Genomic DNA, 22,146 nt, shown 5'->3' with positions numbered 1-22,146 from the left:
GAACGCGGACGGTTTTTGCCCGTCGCCCCGGAAGAGAAGGTATGACCGACGAGTCGTCCTTCGACATCGTCCCGGCCGAAGCGATCGCCGAGGGGCGAGCCACGGACGCCTACTTCGACCGGACGGTCGAGACGCTGGAACACGCCGGCCGCAACCCCCACGTCGTCGCCGAGGTGACCGCCGACCAGTTCGCGACCGGCGAGTGGGAACTGCTCGCGGGCGTCGAGGACGCCGCCCGCCTGTTCGAGGGCCGCGCGGTCGACGTGGACGCCATCCGCGAGGGCCGACTGTTCGACGGCGGCCCCGTCATGCGCATCGAGGGGCCGTACCTGGAGTTCTGCCGGCTCGAAACCGCGCTGCTCGGGTTCCTCTCGCACGCCACGGGCGTCGCGACCGCCGCGCTCGAAGCCCGTCGCGCCGCGCCCGACTCGACCGTTCTCAGTTTCGGCTCGCGACACGTCCACCCCTCGATCGGTGCGATGGTCGAGCGCTCGGCGCTGTTGGGCGGGCTCGACGGCTTCTCGAACGTCGCGGCCGGCGAGGTGCTCGGCCGCGAGGCCGGCGGAACGATGCCTCACGCGCTGCTCATCTGCTTCGGCCGCGGCGAGCAGGAAGCGGCGTGGCGAGCCTTCGACGAGGCCGCCGGCCCGGACGTGCCGCGCGTCGCGCTCGTCGACACCTACAGCGACGAGGTCGACGAGTCCGTCCGGGCCGCCGAGGCCGTCGACGCACTCGAATCGGTGCGGATCGACACCACTGGGTCCCGGCGCGGCGATTTCGAACACATCGTCAGGGAGGTGCGCTGGACGCTCGACGCCGAGGGATTCGACGACGTGGGTATCTTCGTCAGCGGCGGGCTCGGTCCCCGGCAGCTGCGGCAACTGCGTGAGCACGTCGCCGGCTTCGGCGTCGGCAGCCACGTCAGCAACGCCGACCCGACGGACTTCTCCCTGGACATCGTCGAAGTCGAGGGCGACCTCGCGGCCAAGCGCGGGAAGCTTACCGGAAAAAAGGACGTGTACCGCACCGACGACGGCGGCCACCACGTCGCGCTGGCCGACGGGAGCGCTGCGGGCGGGCCGACCGCCCCGCCCGCCGACGGCGAGAAGCTTCTCCGGCCGCTCGTCCGCGACGGCGAGGTGGTCCGTGAGTTCGACCTCGACGCCGCGACCGAACGGGCCGCCGAGGACGCCGACGCCGTCGGCTTCGAGGCGCCCGTCGACGACGCGGACTGACCGGAACTGATCCCGCGACGGCCGGGTCCCGATTCGGGCAGTGCAGGCGATGGACGTAGCAATCCACCGTGGCGCGCGCTGTCGCGCGTCTCGTCGCGCGACAGTTCCGTGCGAGGTCTTCGGGAGCGTGCGACCGAAGGCTTGTCAGAGCGAACTCTGACAGTGGATGAGCGAGCCGAAGGCGAGCGAATCGGTTGGGGAGGTGTGTGGCTGGTTGCGGTGCTGTGCGGGGCGGTTGCGGCTCCTGGTGTCCGCGCGACAGCGTTCGCGCGGGCTCGGGAGAGCTTGCTCTCCCGGCGGACTGAACGGGCGAGGTGCGCTCGCGTCGATAGTCGCCTGAGCGGGCACTATCCGCGCGGTGCGAGGCGCGTAGCGCCTCGAAGCGAACGGCTGTGCCGTGAGCGGGCGGTGCCGAGAGCGCGGATATCCCGGTCAGCGACCGCGAGTGCGAGGCGCGAGCGAAGCGAGCGCCTCGACATGCCAACGGGGAGTGAAACGACCCGTGAGCGAGCGCACCGAGGGCTTTCACCGCCTGCTGTCTCCGGTGAGCGCGGTCGCTGTCGTTTGACGTTCTTCCACGACACAACCAACAGAAACCACTGATACACTCCCACTCGGACCGAACGCCACCGGCTCTCCGTCAGGCACTCAGCTTGTCGACGATCCCGTGGAGAGTTTCGGCCGCCTCGTCGGCGTCGTCGTCCCACCAGATGTCGAATCCCCGGATCTCGCTCGCGACGGCCGCTGCCCGGTAGCACCGCCTGAGTTCGTCAGGCACGTCGGAACCGAACCCTTCGTACAGCGCCGCCCGGAGCCGCTCGCCGCCGCCGGCGGGACCGTCCCTGGTCAGGAGGTATCCGCCCTTTTCCAGCGCGAGTCGCAGGTCGCCCCGGGCGGCCCGTTCGAGGTCCAGCACGCCCACGATCTCGCCGTCGGCGACGTGGAGGTTCGCCGGCCGGTAGTCGTCAGGGACGACCGCGGGGTCGGGGCGTCGCGGGACCGCGTCGAGCGTGCCGTCGACGACGCCGCGGACGGGGTCGACGAGGTCGGCCACCCTGTCGCTCGGTTTCGACAGCAGCATCTCGACGTACCACTCGACGTACTCGCGCCAGGTGTCCGCCGATCCGGCCAGCGGCGGCGTCGCCCCGGGCGCGTGCTGCAGGCGGCCGTACCCGTCGATGGCGTCGACCCCCGACACTGACGAGAAGTCACGGAGAACCCGTCCCATCCGTCGGGCGAGCGCGGGCGACACGTCCCTCGGTGGGTCGCCGGGAAGCGCCGTCGTGACGAAGTACGCCGGGCCCTCGGCGGGGTCGAGGACGGCGTCGACGACCCGGGGCACGGGCACGTCGCTGTCGGCGAGCAGGCGATACGCTTCGACTTCGGCGGCCGTGATATCCGGTCCGACGAACGTGTTGAACTTGACCACGTACCCGCCCGCGTCGGTTTCGACGCGGTAGAGGGTGTTCGTCCCCGCGTCGATGCGAGCGGTCGAGCGGACCCGCTCGTCGGGGACCGCCTCGGCGATCGCGCGACGAGCGTCGCGTTCGGTGGGGGACCCGTCGGCCATCGACCGTGACGTGGGCGGCCGGATAGAAAACGACACGGGCGGTACTCGGACCGTCGCCGCCGTCCCGCCATCACTATGCCGGTCGCCGGCCAAGCGACGGTATGCGAATCGAGTACGACCGGGACACCTGCATCGGGATGTTCCAGTGCGTCGCCGAGTGGGACGGCTTCGAACGCGACAGCGACGCCGGCAAGGCGATCCTCGTCGACGGCGAGGAACAGGAGGAAGACCAGTTCGTCCGAGAGATTCCCGAAGACGCCGAACTCGACGCGAAGTTCGCCGCCCGCGCCTGTCCCGTCGACGCCATCGAGGTCTACGACGACGACGGCGAGCAGATCGTGTAGGTGTTCACTCGGAAGCCGAGGCCTCGCAGGGGTCCTCCATGCGTGTCGGACTAATCTCGATCGGAGCGTACTCCGAATCGGAGGAGTCCCCTACCTTTACCATGGCACCGATACATCCCGGGTCTGCGACCTCGTCCTCGTAGTACGTGTTGTAGTCCTGCCGGGTGAACGTGTACTCCCAGGAAGTGGACGCTCGCTCACCGTCCTCATCGAGATATAGCGCCCAGACACTGTACTGGGGCCGTTCCTCCGACCAGGTCGGTGCGATAGTCGTCCAGGCTCGACCGTCCTCGGCATCGATCGCACTGAGGGAGATCCGCCGGTCGAGGAGGGTTTCGTCGGCCTCCACTGCGAGTCGAATGGTACTCGGCGTGAACGAGGGATTGATCACGGTAATCCGTCCGAGGACGACCCCGCCCGGACCGAGCGGGAACGAGCACCCGGCGAGCCCGAGACTCCCGACCGCACCGATACTTTTCAGCGCCCGGCGACGGTTCACTGGTCCTCACTACCTGCCCGTCCGTGTATAAATTCCACCGTCTCACGTCTCCGTTGTCAGGGACGACGACCGGGGTGTTGCCGAACGGTTCGGCCCACACCGCTCCTGGGATTGTGTAGTGATAACAAACACCACTAACTAACAATCCCGGAAACTGTCTCCGATACACCGTCGAACCGGCCGATCCAACCGAACGAGCCACCGGTTGGAGGTATTGAAGACAAAACCTTTTCAATACGCCAGTCCATAGAATCGGCAACCCAAGTGACCACCCGTGCCGGAAATGGAAACAGCGCAGTTCGAGACCGACTTGAGTCTCTTCAAGTACGACAACTTAGAACAGCTGCCGCCGGCCTATCGCGACCTGGAGGAGGCCGAACGCACCGAACGCATCGAGGCCGCGCTGGCGGAACTCGGCGACGACGTGGTCATCCTCGGCCACAACTATCAGCGCCGCGAGATCGTCGAACACGCCGACTTCGTCGGTGACTCCTACCAGCTCAGCAAGGAGGCGGCCAACGCCGACGCCGACTACGTCATCTTCGGCGGGGTGACGTTCATGGCCGAATCGGCCGACATCATCACCGACGACTCCCAGAGCGTCATCCTCCCGAGCATGGAGGCGTCGTGTCCGATGGCCGGGATGGCCGAAGCGCTGCAGGTCGACGCCGCGTGGGCCGAGATCACCGGCGCCGCGCCCGACGAGGAGATCATCCCGATCACCTACATGAACAGCTACGCGGACCTCAAGGCCTTCTGCGCCGAGCAGGGCGGGCTGGTCTGTACCTCCTCGAACGCCCACAAGGCCTTCGAGTACGCCTTCGAGAAGGGCGACAAGGTCCTCTTTCTCCCCGACAAGCACCTCGGAGAGAACACCGCCTACCGACTCGGGATGGAGGACGAGATCGCCGAGTGGGACCCGTGGGACCCCGAGGGCAAAGCGGCCAGCGAGGTCGTCGCAAACGACATCGTCCTCTGGGACGGCTACTGTCAGGTCCACGAGCGCTTCAGCGAGAGCCACATCGAGGACCTGCGCGAACGGCGCCCGGACGCGAACGTCGTCGTCCACCCCGAGTGTCGCCGCGAGGTCGTCGAGGCGGCGGACGTAGTCGGTTCCACCTCGACCATCTGTGAGACCGTCGAGAACGCCGAGCCCGGCGATACCTGGGCCATCGGCACGGAGATCCACCTCGCCAAGCACCTCGACCGCTGGCACCCCGAGGTGGAGGTGCTGCCGCTGTGTGGCGACGCCTGCATGGACTGCAACGCGATGCGCCAGATCGACCCCAACTACCTGACGTGGGTACTCGAAGAGCTGGTCGAGGGCCGCGAGCGCAACGTCATCGAGGTCGCGCCCGAGGAGAAGGAACTCGCGCAGGTCGCGCTCGACCGCATGCTGGAGATCTGAGCATGAGCGAGCAACAGCTAGAGGACTACGACGACTACCGGACGACGGACGTGCTCGTGGTCGGTTCGGGTATCGCCGGGCTCGCGGCGGCGCTCGGTGCGGCCCGGGAGGGGTGTGACGTGACCGTCGCGACGAAGGCCACCCGGCCGGAAGGGGCGTCTTCGTGGTGGGCTCAGGGCGGCATCGCCGTCTCCCGCGACGATCCCGAGCAGTTCAAGGACGACATCCTGACCGCCAGCGCCGACACGGCCGACCCCGACGCCGTCGACGTGCTCGTCGACGGGGCCAACGACGCCGTCTCCGACGTGCTCGTCGACACGCTCGGCGTCGACTTCGACACGAACGGTGGGGCCGAGACCGCGGACGGCGACGACTGGGACTTCGGTCGCGAGGCCGCCCACGACGAGCCGCGCATCCTCCACGTCGACGCCTCGACCGGCAAGGCGATCCACGTGCCGTTCCTCAACTACCTCGACGACCACGACGACGTGACCGTCCGCGACGACACCGCGGCGCTCGAACTCGTCTCCCACGAGGGCCGGGTCCACGGCGCGCTGCTGGAACACGAGGACGAGGTCACGCCCACTTTCGCCGGCGCGACGGTGCTGGCGACCGGCGGCATCGGCGACCTGTACTCGCGGTCGACCAACCCCGACGGCTCGACCGGCGACGGTGTCGCCATGGCCGCGCTCGCCGGCGCGGACGTGGCGGACATGGAGTACGTCCAGTTCCACCCGACGGTGTATCCGGGGAGCGACGCCGAGGGCGACGGCCCCTTCCTCGTCAGCGAGGCCGTCCGCGGCGAGGGCGCCCGCCTCCTGAACGCGGCGGGCGAGCGGTTCATGCCCGAGTATCACGACGACGCCGAACTGGCGCCCCGCGACGTGGTCGCCCGGGCCGTCCAGACGGAGATCGACGCCACCGGTGAGGTCGTCCTCGACGTGTCTCCCCTCGACTTCGAGGGCGAGTTCCCCGGCCTCGCGGCGAAGTGCGACGAGCGGGGCGTCGACTGGGAGTCCGGCATCCCGGTCGGGCCCGCCGAGCACTTCCTCTGTGGCGGCGTCGACGTCGACACCCGCGGCCGGACCTCCCTCGATCGGCTCTACGCCGTCGGGGAGTGCTCCCGGACGGGCGTCCACGGCGCGAATCGGCTGGCCTCCACGTCCCTGCTGGAGGGGCTCGTCTGGGGCCTCCGGGCGGGCGAGGACGCGTCCGACTACGACCCCGAGGTCGTCGAGGCGCCCGAGTTGCTCGACCGCGACCCCGCGCTGCCCGACAACTTCGCCCGCGAGAAGTTCCACCGCCTGCGCCGCACGATGGACGAGTACGTCGGGCTCCGTCGGAGTCCCGACGACCTGGGCCGGGCCCAGGCCGTCCTCCGGCGACTGAAGGGCGAGGTCGACGCCTACGTCCGCACGCGCACCGCGCGGTCGCTGTACGAACTCCGCCACGCCTCCGTGACGGCGCTGCTCGTCACCCGCGCGGCCGCCGAGAACGGGGAGTCGGTGGGGACGCACAACCTCGTCGAGGAACCGGCGAAAACGCAGGCGGACTGAGGGGGCGTTCGACCCGCAATGATCCCCGACTCCAAAATCGAACAGTGGCTCCGCGAAGACGTGGGCCACCACGACGTGACGAATCAGGTCCCCGGCGAGACGACCGGTCGGCTCGTCGCCAAGGAGGGCGGCGTCGTCGCCGGTCTGGAGGCCGCCCGTGCCGTCTTCGAGTACCTCGGCGTCGCGGTCGTCGACAGCGCGTCCGCGGGCGACCGGATCGACGCCGGCGACACCGTCCTCGAAGTCGACGGTCCCGCTCGCGAGGTCCTGCGCGGCGAGCGCGTGGCCGTCAACATCACCGGTCACGCCTCCGGGATCGCGACGAAGACGCGGCGGGCCGTCGATGCCGCAGCCGAGGGCGCCCCGGACGGCGACGCACCGCGAATCGCCGGCACCCGCAAGACCACGCCGGGACTCCGCGGCGTCGAGAAGCGAGCGGTCGTCGCCGGCGGCGGCGACACCCACCGGCTGGACCTCTCGCACATGGTGATGGTCAAGGACAACCACGTCGCCGAGATGGGCCTCGAATCGGCGGTCGAACAGTTCCGCGAGCGCGCCTCGTTCGCGACCAAGATCGAGGTCGAGGTCGAGACGGTCGAGCAGGCTCCGCGGGCCGCCGAGGCCGGCGCGGACATCGTCCTGCTGGACAACATGGACCCCGAGACCACCGCGGAGGCGGTCGAGCTGCTCCGAGAGATCGCCGCCGAGATCGGCCGGGAAGTGCTCGCGGAAGCCTCGGGCGGCATCACCGTCGAGACCGTGCCCGGCTACGCCGCGACCGGCGTCGACGTGATCTCGATGGGGAGTCTGACCCACTCGGCGCCGACGCTCGACCTCTCCTTCCGGACCGGGTGATCGGCCCGGGGTGTGCCGTCGTGCTCCGTCCTCGCCGGTTCACCGGTCGGTCTCATCGACTGCTTCGACGATAGCGTCCGCGCGGCTCCGGACCCGTTCGTCGAACGCGTCCCGTCGGCGGTCGACCGGGTCCCGCGCGGGTTCGAGCAGCTCGCCGGCGTCGTCGGCGTCGACGAGTCCGTAGAGCGTCTCGACGGCACTGGCCGCCGCGGTCGTGTCGGCGTCCCGGACGAGTGCTGCCAGGGTTTCGACGCCCGGTTCGGCCGCGTCGGGCGCCACGTCGGCGACACCCGAGAGGACCACGAGCTGGGCGACGGGGTCCGGTTCGTCCACCCGCGAACACACCGTCTCCAGGACCCGTCCGGCGGCGTCCGGGTCCGTCGCCGCGATCGCCTGGATCGGGTTCCGCCGTGCGAGCCGGCGACGCTCGCGGTCGTCGGCCTCGGCGGCCGTAGCCAGCGGTTCGACCCAGTCGGGGACCGCGTCGGAGTCGGCCCGGCCGAACGACGCGAGCGCCCGGCCGACGGGCCGCCTGTCGGTCGGGCTCACGGGAGCGGTAAACCGGTCGACGAACACCTCGACGGCCTCGGCGACCGCCTCGGAGTCCGCGAGGGCGATGTTCCCGGTGACGAGGATCGTGTCGCGAGCCGGCTCGGTCCCGACTCGGTCGACGAACTCGGCGGCGTACGGGACGAACGCCGCCGGATGGGCCGCCGACACGTCTACGACGGCCCGCCGTACGCGGCCCCAGCCGGGACGGTTCCCGTTCCAGCCGTAGTCGACGAGCATGTCGGCGTGCTCGGCGAGCAGTTCGGGCGACGAATCGGCGACGTCCTCGATGACACGGGCGACGCGCTCCCGAAGCGCCTCGGACTCCTCGGCCAGACAGTCGACCAGGGTCGCGACGACGCCGCTCGCCAGTTCCGGGTCGGCGTAGTCCGACCAGTACCGCGTTCCCGCCTCCTCGACGCGGTGTTGGGACTCCGAGAGGGCCGCGACCGCGTTGAACCGGACGCGGTCCTCGTCGGCCAGGTGCTCGTCGGCCGCCGCGACGACCCCACTCGGGTCGACCAGCGGTGACTCCCCGGCGTCGCGGTCGGCGAAGACCCGGTGGGCGACCGCGGTGAGCGCGTGCGCTCGCGTCTTCGGGTTCGGATCGCCGGTGAGGTCGAGCAGGGCCGGTGCGGCCTCGCGCCCCGCGACGCGATGCTCCCAGGCGACCGCGAAGAAGCGACTCGCGTGTTCGCGGACCGCGGGGTCGTCGGCCGTCAGCGCCTCCGTGACCGCCGACTCGGCGGCCGCCGCCGTCCGGTCGTCCGACTTGGCGATCCACGAGAGATACCGGACAGCCGCGGCGGACGGCGACGGCCCGCCCGCGTCGGCGCTGAGGTCCTCGACGAGCGTCCCGAGACTCCCGCGAGCTTCGAGCGCGGTCGTGAGCGCGCCCGCGACGTACGGCCGCGCCGCGGGGTCGTCGAGCGCGGCGACGAGTTCGGTGCCCCGTTCGCACACCGGTCCCGGCGCGACGCCCGCGACCTCGTAGAGCGTCCGCGCGGCCGCCCGCCGGCGGTTCTCGTCCTCGGCGTCGAGGTCCGCGACCGTCGCCGCCAGCGCGTCGGCGAATCCGTCCGTCGGCGCTTCACCCTCGCCGAGGGCTTCGACGAGTTCCGCCGCGTCCGTGCGGTCCGCCGGTGCCCCGAACCGGCGGGCGAACGCGACGAGCGGGTCGATCGAGTCCCCGTTACTCATCGTTCGACCCCCACGAAGCCGTGCTCGCGCTGGACGTAGGCGACCACGTCTCGGCCGAGGTAGATCTCCCCGCCGTTCATCGCGTCGACGGGCACGTACGCCCCGTCGACGAACTCGTAGAGGGTCCCGTCCCCAGCCATCGCCGTGTCGTTGGCGTCGATCACCAGCGCACGCTCGGCCTCGACACCCAGGTCCGTCAGCGTGTCGCCCTCGACTTCCTCCCGGGCTTTCCAGACCACCGCCCCGTCGCGTCGCTCCGTCTCCGGGTCGTCCCGCGCCGTCCGGAGCTGTCCCTCGACCTCGTCGACCGACCGTTCGCCGGGATCGAACGTAACTCGTGTCCAAAATGTCATCGTTCGATACGGATCCGGGGTCGACTTAAATGTCGGCCTGCCACGGTGAAAGTGAACGACGAGTCGCGGTGCCGGCGACCGCGACGGACGGCCGCCGGCCCCATCGTTTATCGCCCAGGGGCGCGACGATTCTGACATGTCAGAGTCGACGATGGACGAGATCCCGATATCGCCCGGACTGGTCGGCGGCGCCGCCGGGGTCGTCACCTTCGGGATGCTCGCGTACGTGACCATCCTGCTGTTCGACCGGATCGCCGTCGGCGTCCTCGTCGGCGCGCTCTCGGGCGTCGGTATCTTCTACACGGTGCCCTACACGATCCGGCGGGCCGACGAGAGCTACGTCCGCGACGCTCACCGGAACCTCGCGCGGAGTTTCCACCCCGGCGCCGCGGGCTACGCACTCGGCGGGAGCGGCGTCGTCGTCCTCGCGCTGCTGTTCGTCTTCGAGAGCGTCCTCCTCCCGGTCGCGGCCGCGCTCACGCTGGCGATGGCGGAGTACGTGGTGCTGTCGCGAGTCCTCCCGCGGGCCGGCGAGTCGTCGGTCGAGGACGACGAGGGCGCGTGGTCCAGCGACGACTGGGACGAGTGAGCGGCGGTCGACTTCGTTCGGTGTCTCACTCGTCGAGTCGGCGGGCGAGCATCACTTCGTCGACCAGTTCGCCGTCGATCTCGTAGTGGTCCTCGCGGACGGCTTCGATCCGCCAGCGGTTGCGTTCGAGGAAGTCGATGGCGGCGGCGTTCGTGGCCGGCAGGCTGTTGTACNGATCTCGTAGTGGTCCTCGCGGACGGCTTCGATCCGCCAGCGGTTGCGTTCGAGGAAGTCGATGGCGGCGGCGTTCGTGGCCGGCAGGCTGTTGTACACCTTCCGACAGCCCCGCGAGGCGGCCCACTCGACGCCGCGCCGGAGGAGGTGGCTGCCGATGCCGTGGCGGCGATACCCCTCTAGCACGCCGACGGTACACTCGGCGGTCCCGCGGAGTTTGGCCTGCTCCTGGCCGCGGACGTGACACCAGCCGACGACCTCCTCGGCGACGGTCGCGACGAAGACGACGCGACACTCCGTCGGCGTGCGCCGCGCGAGCGTCTCCTCGTAGGCGATCTCCTCGGCGACGGTCTCGGCGGTGATGTACCGTCCGTCCTCGGTGACCTCGCGGATGACGCCGACGACGCCCGAGAAGTCCGCCGGTCGTGCGGGGCGGACGGTGTAGGCGACGCCCGCCTCCTCGAACTCCTCGGCCTCGCCCGACTGGAGCCGCGCCCGCAGTCGTCCCTCGGAATCGACCTCGACGAGGTCGTCGCGCTTCAGTATCGAGAGGTGGTGCTGGAAGGACTCGGGGTCGACGCCGACGGTCTCGGCGACCGCGCTGGGCTCGACGGGACCGTGGCGCTCGACGAACCGATAGACGCGCTTGCGGCCGCCAGAGAGGTCGATCTCGTCCGGAACCGACATCACCACCGACTAGTCGTGCCAGCAGTAAGTAGGTGCGGGCCGCCGCCGGGAGCGGCGCCGTCCTCACTCCCCGACCGGGGCCCCGTCACTCCCCGACCGGGCCCCATCACTCCCCAGGCGGTACCTCGTCTTCGACGACGGCGGACAGCGGCGTCGCCGCCGCCCACGCGCGGTCGAACACCGCGGCCAGCCGGCCGGCCATCGACTCGTCGCGGACGTGGATCACGCCCAGGCGCTCGCCGCGCTCCAGGGGGTGGGGGACGTGGAAGGTCACCTCGTTGCCGTCGACCACGTCGAAGGTCGTCTCCAGATCGGTCGTGACGCGCACGGAGACGTTCGCCGGCGCGTCGACGGTGTCGTCGAGGGCCCCGGGCGGCGCCGCCTCCAGCATCGCCGCGTGACCGAGCATCCGCACGTCGACGCCGTCGTCGACCGTCTCGTAGAACGGGTCGACCTCCGGCTCGTAGCGGTCCCACGGCGCCGCGGCGTAGGGGTAGCTCATCGCCGAGCGGATCGTCTCCCCCGCGGTCGCGAACAGGTCCCGCTCTAACGAGACGGCGACGTCGCTGCCCAGCGGTGCCGTCCAGAAGCGGCTCTCGGCGGGCGTCGTCGCCGCCAGTTCCGGGCCGATCCCTTCGGCGATCTCCTCGTACCGGGCCTCGCGGGCGTCCAGTTCCCGCCGGCGCTCGGCCAGCAGCCGGTCGACCGCCGTCTCCGGGTCGACCGCCGCGTACCGCGTCGGCTCGGTCGACTGGGCGGTCACGATGTCGCGGGCGTCGAGGCCGTTCAGCACGTCGTAGATCCGACCCATCGGGACGCCGCTGGCCTCGGAGACTTCCTGGGCGGTCGCCGACCCGAGCGACAGCAGCGTCCGGTAGCCCTTCTCCTCGTAGCTCGACAGCCCAAGCTCCCCCAAGTCCGACATACCCGGCGGTGGGCGCGGAACCGACTAAAGTTCTCGGAAACGGACAGGAAGTGGCGGCGGGTTCGACAACCGATTTGCCGGTCGCGGGGGTCGCTCCGCCTATGCGCCCGTACCTGACGCTCGTGCTCGCCATCGCCGCGGAAGTGACCGGGACGACCGCGCTGAAAGCCAGCGACGGCTTCTCGGCGCTGGGTCCGACCGCCGTCGTCGTCGTCGGCTACGTCGGCTCGTTCTACCTGCTCGGGCTGACGCTGGAGGAGTTGCCTGTCGGCCTCGTCTACGCCACGTGGGCCGGTGTCGGCATCGTGGCGACGGCGCTGGTCGGCGTGGTCCTCTTCGAAGAAAATCTCGACGCGGCCGGAGTCGCCGGGATGGCCCTCGTCGTCGCCGGCGTCGCCGTGTTGAGCGCGTTCTCGGACGCGTACGCTCCGGCCCACTGAACCGGTGGAGGCGTGGTCGTCGCTGCGGTCCGCGCGGACGGACGGGGTCGGTTCGCGCCCTTACTTCATGTCCTGCAGCCGGTCGACGAGTTCGTCGGCCTCGTCGGCGCCTTCGACGGAAACCTCTCCCTCGTGGTCGTGTTCGTGGACGTTGACCGCGTCGTCCTCGTCGTAGTCGGCGTCCCCGCTCTGGTTCTCCTGTTCGGATTCGTCGTAGCTCCCAAAGCCCATTGTAGAGCCACCTAGTAGGATCGGGGTGAAAAACCGTGCGGTCGTGAACGCCACTGGGGCGTGCCAGCGGCCCCCACGTCGAGGTGCCGTCCGGCATCACCGCCGAACGTGTTTTCCCGTCGAGCGCCGAACCCGAGCCCGATGACCGACGTTCGCACCTGTGACGACCACGGCTACTTCGAGGCCGAGGGCTGTCCGGTCTGCGACGGCGCCGGCCGCCCGGTCCTCGACGGCGAGCGCCGCCGCCGGCTCTCGAAGTACCTGTCGGGCGCGCTCCGGCACTTTCCGGACGACGCCGGCCTGGCGCTGGACGGGGCGGGCTGGACGGCCTTCGACGACTTGGTCGCCGCGGCCGAACGGCAGTACGGCTGGGCGGACCGCGAGGCCGTCGCCGCCGTCGTCGCGACCGACCCGAACGGCCGCTTCGAGCGCACCGGCGGGTCCCGGGCGGGCGGTGGGACGGACCGAGCGGAACCGGGCGGTTCCGCCGGAGACTGGCCGGACGACCGCGTCCGCGCGGCCTACGGTCACTCGGTGGACGTGGATCTCGACTCCAACGACGGTCCGGTCCCGGACACGCTCTACCACGGCACCGCGCCCGACAACGTCGACGCCATCCGCGCGGAGGGGCTGAAACCGATGTCGCGCCAGCTGGTCCACCTCTCGGGCACCGTCGCGGAGGCGCGCCGCGTCGGCGCACGGCACGCGGCCGACCCCGTCCTGTTCGACGTCGACGCCGCCCGGATGGCCGCCGAGGGCCGCGAGATCACCCGCCGCGGTCGGGCGACCTATACGACCGAGCGCGTGCCGCCGGCGTTCCTGTCGCTGCTGTCGGAGTGAGTCGGGACGGAACCGGCCGCCCGAACGGCTCATCCCGGGCTCACGAGGACGCTCGCCCCGGCGTCGGCGAACGCCAACGCGAGCGCCCGGCCGATACCCGAACTCCCGCCGGTGACCAGCGCCGTCTCGCCAACGAACTCGAAGTCGGTCGTTCCCATAGCACCCCGTTCCGGTCGGACCGGCAGGTGCGTGTCCGTCGGAGCCTCCCGCTTCGATGCCACGTCGTCACGATCCACCACTGGTGAATCAGCCGCTACTGCCCGATGTGACGCGGTCGTACCCCGTTAGACCGACGTACGCTTCGTCTCGGTCTCCGAGCCAGTTCCAGTGATGCTGGAAACATCCCTGGCCGTTCCGTGGAGGGGAACCTCGGTTCGACCCGTCGGGGAGCGGTCGGCCGGTCGACCCGAAGCCCGTGCCGTCCCGCTATCGGTGCCCGTCCAAACCGGCGCATCCCGTCGCTGCGGTCCGACGCCCCGTTCCGTTCGGCGCGATAGTCAGCCTCGTGTCATGTGGTGTGTTCTTTATTGTCAAACAGAATCGAGAGCGATATTTTGATATAACTGTGCCGCTCCACGGGTTCGATAGCACGTTTCCGGCGTATTCTGGCGCGTTCGGATTTAGCGAGCCGGAATCTGTAACGATAACGTGGACAACCATTATATACGAGTCGCTAGACCTGTGTGGTATGCCACGAGATCACAATGGCAGTGGCTCGGACCTGTCACGACGACAGTACGCACAGATACTCGCGGGCCTGGGTGCGGCGGGCCTGGCGGGATGCCCGAGTGGGAGCGGCGAGAGCACGCCGACCGACGGTGGCGGTGGGGACGCGGACACGCAGACCGACGCCGGGGGAGACGGTGGCGACGCGACGCCGACGCAATCGGAGGACGGCGCGAGCGAGACCGCCACGGATCGGCAGGCGGTCACCGATACGGTCCGCGTGGCGGTCAACAACTCGCCGGACGTGTTCAACTGGAACCCCTGGACGCCCCAGGACAACACCTACGGCGACAACTGGATGTCCGAGCTGAACGGGCTCAACAACGTCCACACCAAGACTAACGCCTACAGCGGAACGACGGTGCCGACCCCGCACAAGCCCGACCACGAGGAAGTCGAGCTGATGACGTGGATCGAGGAGTGGACCGTCGATGAGCCCTACGACTGGCGCCACCACCTCGACGACCGGGCGACGTTCTGGAACGGCGACCCCTACGACGCGCCGACGCTGGTCCAGCACAACCACACCGCCTGGTTCTTCAACGGCAACAAGTACACCGAGGGCGCCACGTTCAACGAGGAAGCCGAGGACCAGTGGACCCGCCACGGCTGGTTCGACAAGGGGAACGCCCCCGAACAGGAGCCCAACCCCGTCGCCAAGCCCATCCTCGAAGCCGAGGCCAAGGGCCTGCTGTTCAATCCGCCGCTGCACACCGACTTCACGGACGCCTACGTCGAGCAGTTCCGGGACGCCTCCTCGGCCGACGAGGTTTCGTCGGTCAGCGACGACCTGGCGAGCGACCGCGTCTCGCTGCAGCGCATCGTCTCCGAGGAGGGCGAGGGCTGGGGGTCGGGGATGTACGTCCTCGAGACCATGGACGACGTTGGTTCGGAGTCGATGGTCCTCCGCAAGGACGACGACCACCCCAACGCCGGCCACACCAACGTCGAGAACGTCGAGATCTTCTGGGCGGACGCGAGCCGGCGACAGACGCTCGCGTCGAACGGCGCGATCGACTTCAACGGCGGCGCCGTCACGCCGAGTTCGGACTTCACCCGCGAGATGCTCCCCGACCACATGCAGGAGCTGACGCGGTGGCTCAACGCCACGCTGGGCACCCAGTGGCTGATGAACTGGCACAACCCGCACCTCCAGCGGCTGTGGGTGCGTCGCGCGCTCGTCGAGGCGGTCGACTGGAACGCCGTCGTCGCCAACGGCTGGGGCCAGGAGACCGGCCAGACGACCTCCTACGACACGTTCCTGATGGACTCGGAGAACGAGGCGACCTTCTCCGAGGAGTTCCTGAACAGCCTCCACACCTACTCTCGGGAGCGGAACGTCGAGACGGCGAACCAGTACATGCAGAACGCTGGCTACAGCAAGCAGGGCGGCCAGTGGGTCGATCCCAACGGCAACGCCGCGACGATCGACCTCACGGCCCAGTCGGGCAACAACAGCTACGTCCAGGCCGCTCAGACCATCCGGGCGAACCTCTCCAACTGGGGCTTCGGCGTCAACTTCTCGACGCCCGGCTTCTCGAACTGGTCGGACAGCCTCAACCCGGAAGGCAGCGGGCTGAACTACGACACGTCGCTGTTCTGGTCGGACACCGCCACCATCTTCGGCAAGTACAACGACCGCGGCGCCTGGTGGGGCGAGGCCCTGCTGGGCGGCAGTCCCACCGCCGGCAGCGTCTTCCGCCTCACCGAGGAGGACGACCGCGACACCCAGAACAAGCCCGTCCACGTCCAGCTACCCGAGGAGGTCGGCTCCATCGAGGCCCCCGACGAGGCCGGCATCAACCCCGACCTCGAGAACGGCCGCGAGGTCGACATGTTCGAGGTCGTCCAGGCGATCCGCGAGCCCGGCGCGTCCCAGGAGGAGGTCCTGGAGCTGTACCGCACCTGCGCGCAGTACTACAACTACTACCTCCCGGACTTCGTGTTCGCCCAGTCGCTGTCCGGGACGTGGGGCAACGTCCGCGACTTCGAGTGGCCGGGCGACGGCGCCCGCGCCCTCGACTACGCCCGCAACGTCAACATGCCGATCGGTACCACCTTGACCGGCCTCACGCAGGCCAGCACCGACACCGAGTTCGAACCGCCCGAGTGACGGGCTCCCCGGGCCGCCCCGCGCACCGATTCGCCGAACTGCGGCGGCGCTGACCGTCTCGCGTACCGACCCGCCTCGCCGAACCGCGACGGCGCCGATCTGCCGTCGACCCTCGCGATTTTTCCTCGTCGGCCCGGTAGCCGTGGCCATGCCCGACGTGCTCGTCGCCGGCGAGACACTGGTCGACTTCCTGCCCGAGAGCGACACGCCCCTCGCGGGCACCGAGGCGTTCGCCCGTCGACCGGGCGGCGCTCCCGCCAACGTCGCCGTCCGGCTCGCCCAGCTCGACCGCCCCGCCTGGTTCTGGACCCGCGTCGGGAGCGACCCGTTCGGTGACTTTCTGGCCGAGACGCTCGCCGACCGCGGCGTCCCCGGCCGCTTCGTTGAACGCGACCCGTCGGCCAAGACCACGCTCGCGTTCGTCAGCGGCGATTCGACGAGCGGTCCCCGATTCACCTTCTACCGCGACGACACCGCCGACACCCGCCTCGAACCCGGTCGCGTCCCCGACGACGCCCTCGACGCCGTCGGGTGGGTCGTCGTCGGCAGCGTTCCCCTCGCCAGCGACCCCGCCCGCCGAGCCGTCCACGACCTCGTCGACCGCGCGAACGCCCGCGACTGTCGCGTCGTCTTCGACCTGAACGCCCGCCCCGAGCTGTGGGGCGACGCCGACTTCGCCGCGGAGGTCGACCGGATACTGCCCGCGGTCGACGCGGTCAAGGCCTCCCCGGAGGACCTGGGCCCGGCCGGGATCGACGGCGACACGGGGGACATCGACGCCGTCGCACCGCAACTCCACGAGCGCGGCCCCCACACCGTCTTCCTGACGCTGGGCGAGGAGGGCGCCGCGGCCCGGGCGACCGCCGACGCCCCCTGGGGACCCGCCGAAGCGTCCCACGGCGGCTACCCAGTCGACGTCGTCGATACCACCGGCGCCGGCGACGCCTTCACCGCCGGCGTCCTCGACGCGCTGGCCGGCGGCGAGCGCGATCTGGGCAGCGTCCTCGAACGCGGGAACGCCGTCGCCGCCGCTTCGACCGCCCGCGCCGGCGGGATGGCCGACCTCCCGAACCCCGATTCCGTCGTGTAAGCCGCTCGCTCGCGGTTCTCGAACGGTGTCAGTACTGACCTGTGGCGACACCTTCATATCCGCGGGTCGTGCAGTGATCGACAGATGGCGAACACAGGCCCGACACACGACGTATCGATACACGGGGTGATCCCGCCGACGATCACCGCCTTCACCGACGAAGAGGAGCTGGCGCTGGAGGCGACGGCCGCTCACGCGCGGTTCGTGGTCGATCGGGGCGTCCACGGCGTCTTTCCGCTGGGGACCAACGGGGAGTTTCCGATGCTCAAGCCCGACGAGCGGGCCGCGGTCATCGAATGCGTCGTCGACGAGGTTGGCGAGGAAGTGCCCGTGATCGCCGGTGTCAGCGCACCCAGTACCCGCAACACTGTCTCCTATTCGCTCGACGCCGCCGAGGCGGGGGCCGACGCCGTCGTCGTCGGCATCCCTTACTACTACCCGATCGACAACGACGCGATCGTCGAACACTACGAGGAAGTCACCGACGCCGTCGACATCCCGGTGTACATCTACCACTTCCCCGCCCGGATGGGCAACAAGCTCGACCTGGACACGCTGGACCGGCTGGCGGCCATCGACGGGATCGTCGGCGTCAAGGACTCCAGCGGCGACGTGGCGTGGCTCGGCCAGGCCATCGACCGCCACCCCGAACTCACCTACCTCGCCGGCCTCGACTCGCTGTTGTTCGCCGAACTGGAGATCGGCTGTACCGGACTCGTGAGCGCCGTCTCAAACGTCTTCCCGGAGATGACCGTCGAGCTCTACGAGTCCTACGTCGACGGGGACGAAACCCGCGCCCGCGAACTGCAGAGCCGCGTGTTCGACGTGTGGAAGGCCATCGACCAGGGGCCGTATCTCGGCGGCGTCAAGTCCGCGCTCGACCTCCACCCCGAGGTCGACTTCGACCCCGGCCCGATGCGGCGGCCGCTCCAGCGGATGAGCGAGGAGGAGGAAGTGCAGCTGGAACGGACGCTGCGGACGCTGGACCTGATCTAGAGCGCCCGACCGCGGTCGCCGCTCGGCGCGTTCGGTCGCCGCTCGGCGGAGTTAGTCGTCGCAGTCGGCGGCGGCCGCGACGCCCCGTTCGCGGCGGGCCGCGGGCTCGACGTCGGCGTTGGCGGCGACCTCGCGGCCGAGCTGTCGGATCCGGTCTTCGAGGCCGGGTTCGGCCACGTCGGGGCCGTCGAACTTGTCGTAGGCGCCGCGGATGCCGACCTGGGTGGGGACCGTCCAGCCGTGGACCGACCGGACCACGGTGCGGAGGTGGTCGAACGTGCTCGCGTAGCTGCCGCCGCCGGCGGTCGCGAGCAGGCCGACCGTCGCGTCGGTGAACTCGTCTTTGCCGCAGTAGTCCAGCGCGTCCTTCAGCGTCGCCGAGTACGAGCCGTGATACACCGGCGAGCCGAGGATCACGGCGTCGGCCGCGCGGACGCGCCGCTTGAACTCGGTCACCGCTTCGCCCTCGTCGGCGTCGGGATCGAACGGCGGCAGGTCGATCGTTCGCAGGTCGAGCAACTCGGTGTCGGCACCGGCCTCGGCGGCCGCATCGAGCGCGATCCGGAGGGCCCGGCGGGTGTAACTGCCCTCGCGGCGACTGCCGCAGACGGCGACCACGTCGGGGCGGGTCATGTACGTGTATCGACGTACCGACCGAATAAAGGTTCGCTGAACGCCGTTTTGGTAGCGACGCGGACAGGTCTCGTCCCGTCGGGACCGCTACAACGCAGCCCCGCCAGCGCTGCTACATAGTCGTCGGGAGCCCTACGTGCCCCACATAGCAACCGGTTACACCGGCTGGCGGGCAGATCCCCCTACGCCTGGACACATGACGGACACACCACCCGAGCGGATCGCCGACGCCGTCGGGACCGTAGACCGGGAGATCGAGTACATCACGGACGAGCGGGCGGCGTTCGACCGCTTCCGCGCACGCCTCTCGAAGGTCGAGCCGTGGCGGCCGGCGGAGAGCGACGGGAGCGCGATGGCGGCCGGACTCGGCGGGGGCGGTCCCGCGCTCGCCGCGACGCGGTCGGAGCCGCGGGCCGGCGCCGGACTCCGGACCGTCAGGACGGCCTACCGCGAGACCGTGATGGCAGTGCCGCACTTCGAGGCCGAATACGACGATACGCTCCGGGCGAACGTCGCCGCCGAGTGGGGCGCCGACGTGGCCGCGCAGGTCGTCGACGGCACGCGGCTGACGCCGCCGTTATACCGCGCACTCGCTGCCGCGGCCGACCGCGCCGTCGACGAACGCTCGCGGTTCCGTCGCTCTCTCGAACGCGAACGCGACTCGCTGACGGCCGTCGGCGACGACCTCGCGGCCTGCCAGCGGGAACTCGACGAGATCGCCGCCGAACTCGACGGCGCCGACTCCGAGCGACTGACCCGCCTCGACGAGGGGCTGGCCGACGCCGAATCGACCTGCGCCGACCTGGCCGACGAACGCCAGCGACTCGTCCACGGGCGTCCCGCCGTCCCCCTCTCCGGCGTCGACGGGGTGAGTCTCGTCAGCTTCCTCTACGGCGACCGCGAGCGGCGGTGTCCTGCGCTGGCGGCCGTCGCCGGCTGTCTCGAACGGGTTCGTGACCTCCGGACGCGCTGTCTGCAGTGATATTCGGCCGGGTCCGTATCTCCGGTTCGAGACCCGGAACCGGGTACGCACGCCGCCAGATCCAGCGGTGAGATTCGCGTCAAAGGGGATAAGTCGGCGTCGGTCGTAGCGGATGGAATGAACGCGAGCGGATATCGGGAATCCCTCTACGAGGCCTTCGCCGGCGCCGACGACCTGGATTCACAGGTCGCCGACGCGCTCGCGCTGGGGACCGACTACCTCTCGCTCGATGTCGGGTTTCTCACGCGCGTCGACGACGGGGTTCAGGAGATCGTCCAGTCCGTCGGCGACCACGACCTGATCCGGACCGGGGAGACCTGCCCGCTCGACCGAGCCTACTGCAGGCGGACCGTCGAGGTCGAGGGGTCGCTGGCCGTCCAGCACGCGGGGTCGTCCTCGCTCGTCTCCGAGCGGGCGCTGCGGACCTTCGAGTTCGGGACGTACGTCGGGGCGCGAATCGAACTCGACGACGGGGTCTACGGGACCGTCTGTTTCGCGGACGAGCCGGAGCGGGACGTGCCGTTTTCGGAGGCCGAACAGCTGTTCGTCGAACTGCTGGCCAAGCTGGTCGGGCAGTCGATCGAACGCCGTGACCACGAGCGGGAGCTGCGCGGCCGCGCCGACCGGCTGGCCCGGGAGAAACAGCGGTTCGAGGGGATCGCCGAGAACAGCTTCGACGTCCTCTTCCGGGTGGATCCTGCCGGAGCGTTCACCTACGCCTCGGCCGCGGTCGAGCGCGTCCTCGGGTACGACCCCGACGCGCTCGTGGGAGCGGCGATCACCGACCACGTCCACGAGTCCTCGGTCGAGGGTGCGGCGGCGGCGCTCTCGTCGGTCCTCGACGGCGAGGCCGTCGAACAGCGGGAACTCGCGTTTCTGGACACCGACGGGAACACGGTCGCGCTCGAAGTGAACGCGACGCCGATCCGCGACGGCGGCGAGGTCGTCGGCGCCCAGGGCGTCGGTCGGGACGTGTCCGCCCGGAAGGAGCGCGAGCGGGAACTGCGGATCAAGAACCGCGCGATGGACGAGGCCGAGATCGGCATCTCGCTCGTCGACGGCACCGACCCCGAGCGCCCGCTCGTCTACGTGAACGAGGGGTTCGGTCGCGTGACGGGCTACGACCCCGAGGAACTGCTCGGGCGAAACTGCCGGTTCCTTCAGGGCGAGGCCACCGACCCCGAGACCGTGGCGACACTCAGGGCGGGGATCGAGGCGCACGAGCCCGTCTCGACGGAGATCGTGAACTACCGTGCCGACGGGAGTCCGTTCTGGAACCGCGTCCAGCTCTACCCCATCGAGAACGACGCCGGAACGGTCACCCACTTCCTGGGCTTTCAGGACGACGTTACCGAGCGCAAGCGCGCCGAACGGCTCCGGGCGCTGCTCAACCGCGTGCTCAGGCACAACCTCGGGAACGACATCACCCCGTTCATGGCGTTCGGCGAGATGCTCCGGACGGGCGAGCACGACGTGGCGGATCTCGGCGCGCGGATCGAGGACAGCGCCGAGAGACTGGTCGCGCTGAGCGACAAGGCCCGCGACCTGGAGGAGCTCGCCCGGCGCGACCCCGTCCACGAACGCCTCGACGCGGCCGAGATCGTGTCCGGCGCCGTCGACGACGCCCGCGACCGATCCCGGCCCGCGACCGTCGAAACCGCCGTCGAGACCGACCGGGACCTCTGCGCGGGTATCGAACTCCGGCGGGCGCTCGCCGAACTCGTCGAGAACGCGCTCGAACACGGCCCCGCGGGGTCGGAACCGCGCGTCGAGGTCGCCGCCGTCGACGACGGGGACTGGGTCGAACTCACCGTCACCGACGACGGGCCGGGGATCGACGCGATGGAGTCGGCGGTCGTCGAGCACGGTCGGGAGACGGCGCTCGAACACGGCTCCGGGCTGGGGCTGTGGCTGGTCAACTGGGTCGTCACGCGCTACGGCGGGTCGTTCCAGGTCGGACCGGCCGACGACGGCGGTACCGTCGCGCGCGTCCGCCTCCCCGGTATCGACGAGGAGACCCCGGTCGATGAGGTCGCCCGACCGCCGACGCTCCTCTTCCGATAGGCCGCTCCGACCGTCGGGCCCCGAGCCGTTCGTCACCGCACCGCAAACGGGAACCTTTGGCCGCGAGCGGGGGGTTAAACCGACAGC

21 protein-coding genes and 1 pseudogene are annotated in these 22,146 nt (G+C 70.1%); 13 read left to right on the top strand and 9 right to left on the bottom strand.

Annotated elements, in window-relative coordinates:
- Window positions 1-41 precede the first annotated feature (41 nt).
- Entirely contained in the window at window positions 42-1,235 is a 1,194-nt protein-coding gene (locus C475_RS06620; RefSeq protein WP_006883019.1) for a nicotinate phosphoribosyltransferase, read from the top strand.
- Window positions 1,236-1,875: 640 nt separating this feature from the next.
- On the opposite strand, the gene C475_RS06615 is transcribed toward C475_RS06620, so the two are convergent.
- Window positions 1,876-2,805: an aminoglycoside phosphotransferase family protein gene (locus C475_RS06615; RefSeq protein WP_006883018.1), complete on the bottom strand. Its 930-nt coding sequence runs from the start codon at window positions 2,803-2,805 to the stop codon at window positions 1,876-1,878.
- A gap of 101 nt (window positions 2,806-2,906) precedes the next feature.
- On the opposite strand from C475_RS06615, the gene C475_RS06610 reads away from it, so the two are divergent.
- Window positions 2,907-3,149: a ferredoxin gene (locus C475_RS06610; RefSeq protein ID WP_006883017.1), complete on the top strand. Its 243-nt coding sequence runs from the start codon at window positions 2,907-2,909 to the stop codon at window positions 3,147-3,149.
- Between the two features lie 4 nt (window positions 3,150-3,153).
- On the opposite strand, the gene C475_RS06605 is transcribed toward C475_RS06610, so the two are convergent.
- Window positions 3,154-3,498: a hypothetical protein gene (locus tag C475_RS06605; RefSeq protein ID WP_006883016.1), complete on the bottom strand. Its 345-nt coding sequence runs from the start codon at window positions 3,496-3,498 to the stop codon at window positions 3,154-3,156.
- A 433-nt stretch (window positions 3,499-3,931) separates the two neighbouring features.
- Here C475_RS06605 and nadA point away from each other — a divergent pair, with 433 nt between their 5' ends.
- From nadA to nadC, 3 genes are read left to right on the top strand one after another with little or no spacing between them, the layout of a single operon-like run.
- Window positions 3,932-5,056: a quinolinate synthase NadA gene (gene nadA, locus C475_RS06600; RefSeq protein WP_193366296.1), complete on the top strand. Its 1,125-nt coding sequence runs from the start codon at window positions 3,932-3,934 to the stop codon at window positions 5,054-5,056.
- Between the two features lie 2 nt (window positions 5,057-5,058).
- The gene (locus C475_RS06595; RefSeq protein WP_006883014.1) at window positions 5,059-6,612 is read left to right on the top strand and encodes an L-aspartate oxidase; all 1,554 of its coding nucleotides are present in this window, start codon (window positions 5,059-5,061) and stop codon (window positions 6,610-6,612) included.
- Between the two features lie 18 nt (window positions 6,613-6,630).
- Window positions 6,631-7,467, top strand: coding sequence for a carboxylating nicotinate-nucleotide diphosphorylase (gene nadC / locus C475_RS06590; protein ID WP_006883013.1), 837 nt, complete (start codon window positions 6,631-6,633; stop codon window positions 7,465-7,467).
- Between the two features lie 39 nt (window positions 7,468-7,506).
- Here nadC and C475_RS06585 read toward each other — a convergent pair whose 3' ends face one another.
- Window positions 7,507-9,216 carry a hypothetical protein gene (locus tag C475_RS06585; protein WP_006883012.1) on the bottom strand — a complete coding sequence of 570 codons (1,710 nt, stop codon included), beginning with the start codon at window positions 9,214-9,216 and terminating at the stop codon, window positions 7,507-7,509.
- On the bottom strand, window positions 9,213-9,569 hold the full coding sequence (locus tag C475_RS06580; RefSeq protein WP_006883011.1) for a hypothetical protein: 357 nt from the start codon (window positions 9,567-9,569) through the stop codon (window positions 9,213-9,215). Before C475_RS06580 ends, C475_RS06585 begins: the two co-directional genes overlap by 4 nt.
- Window positions 9,570-9,705: 136 nt before the next feature.
- Between C475_RS06580 and C475_RS06575 the strand changes: the two genes are divergently transcribed.
- A complete protein-coding gene (locus tag C475_RS06575) occupies window positions 9,706-10,158 on the top strand; it encodes a hypothetical protein (RefSeq protein WP_049930210.1) in 453 nt (150 codons plus the stop codon).
- Window positions 10,159-10,209: 51 nt separating this feature from the next.
- On the opposite strand, the gene C475_RS06570 is transcribed toward C475_RS06575, so the two are convergent.
- Together C475_RS06570 and C475_RS06565 are read right to left on the bottom strand one after the other, a co-directional pair.
- Window positions 10,210-11,019, bottom strand: coding sequence for a GNAT family N-acetyltransferase (locus C475_RS06570; RefSeq protein ID WP_006883009.1), 810 nt, complete (start codon window positions 11,017-11,019; stop codon window positions 10,210-10,212).
- 106 nt (window positions 11,020-11,125) lie between these two features.
- On the bottom strand, window positions 11,126-11,944 hold the full coding sequence (locus C475_RS06565) for a TrmB family transcriptional regulator (protein WP_006883008.1): 819 nt from the start codon (window positions 11,942-11,944) through the stop codon (window positions 11,126-11,128).
- A gap of 101 nt (window positions 11,945-12,045) precedes the next feature.
- Here C475_RS06565 and C475_RS06560 point away from each other — a divergent pair, with 101 nt between their 5' ends.
- Entirely contained in the window at window positions 12,046-12,384 is a 339-nt protein-coding gene (locus tag C475_RS06560) for a DMT family transporter (protein ID WP_006883007.1), read from the top strand.
- A 60-nt stretch (window positions 12,385-12,444) separates the two neighbouring features.
- On the opposite strand, the gene C475_RS06555 is transcribed toward C475_RS06560, so the two are convergent.
- Entirely contained in the window at window positions 12,445-12,615 is a 171-nt protein-coding gene (locus tag C475_RS06555) for a DUF5786 family protein (RefSeq protein WP_006883006.1), read from the bottom strand.
- 141 nt (window positions 12,616-12,756) lie between these two features.
- On the opposite strand from C475_RS06555, the gene C475_RS06550 reads away from it, so the two are divergent.
- Window positions 12,757-13,455: an RNA 2'-phosphotransferase gene (locus C475_RS06550; RefSeq protein WP_006883005.1), complete on the top strand. Its 699-nt coding sequence runs from the start codon at window positions 12,757-12,759 to the stop codon at window positions 13,453-13,455.
- A 38-nt stretch (window positions 13,456-13,493) separates the two neighbouring features.
- Here the strand turns inward: C475_RS06550 and C475_RS06545 are convergent.
- Window positions 13,494-13,613: pseudogene (locus C475_RS06545) on the bottom strand (SDR family NAD(P)-dependent oxidoreductase); the annotation flags it as partial.
- 530 nt (window positions 13,614-14,143) lie between these two features.
- Between C475_RS06545 and C475_RS06540 the strand changes: the two are divergent.
- From C475_RS06540 to C475_RS06530, 3 genes are all read left to right on the top strand, one after another.
- Window positions 14,144-16,294, top strand: a complete 2,151-nt coding sequence (locus C475_RS06540; protein WP_006883003.1) for a periplasmic substrate-binding domain-containing protein — start codon at window positions 14,144-14,146, stop codon at window positions 16,292-16,294.
- Between the two features lie 148 nt (window positions 16,295-16,442).
- Window positions 16,443-17,384 carry a carbohydrate kinase family protein gene (locus tag C475_RS06535; RefSeq protein WP_006883002.1) on the top strand — a complete coding sequence of 314 codons (942 nt, stop codon included), beginning with the start codon at window positions 16,443-16,445 and terminating at the stop codon, window positions 17,382-17,384.
- Between the two features lie 84 nt (window positions 17,385-17,468).
- The gene (locus C475_RS06530; protein ID WP_006883001.1) at window positions 17,469-18,380 is read left to right on the top strand and encodes a dihydrodipicolinate synthase family protein; all 912 of its coding nucleotides are present in this window, start codon (window positions 17,469-17,471) and stop codon (window positions 18,378-18,380) included.
- A 51-nt stretch (window positions 18,381-18,431) separates the two neighbouring features.
- Here the strand turns inward: C475_RS06530 and C475_RS06525 are convergent, their stop codons facing one another.
- Window positions 18,432-19,013 carry an NADPH-dependent FMN reductase gene (locus C475_RS06525; RefSeq protein ID WP_006883000.1) on the bottom strand — a complete coding sequence of 194 codons (582 nt, stop codon included), beginning with the start codon at window positions 19,011-19,013 and terminating at the stop codon, window positions 18,432-18,434.
- 196 nt (window positions 19,014-19,209) lie between these two features.
- Between C475_RS06525 and C475_RS06520 the strand changes: the two genes are divergently transcribed.
- Entirely contained in the window at window positions 19,210-19,995 is a 786-nt protein-coding gene (locus tag C475_RS06520; RefSeq protein WP_006882999.1) for a DUF7260 family protein, read from the top strand.
- A gap of 117 nt (window positions 19,996-20,112) precedes the next feature.
- Window positions 20,113-22,059 (top strand): PAS domain S-box protein, encoded by a 1,947-nt coding sequence (locus C475_RS06515; protein ID WP_006882998.1) that lies wholly within the window; start codon window positions 20,113-20,115, stop codon window positions 22,057-22,059.
- Window positions 22,060-22,146: the final 87 nt, after the last annotated feature.

The organism is Halosimplex carlsbadense 2-9-1, assembly GCF_000337455.1.
GTDB classification, from domain to species: domain Archaea; phylum Halobacteriota; class Halobacteria; order Halobacteriales; family Haloarculaceae; genus Halosimplex; species Halosimplex carlsbadense.
This window is presented reverse-complemented; position numbering and strand designations above follow the sequence as displayed.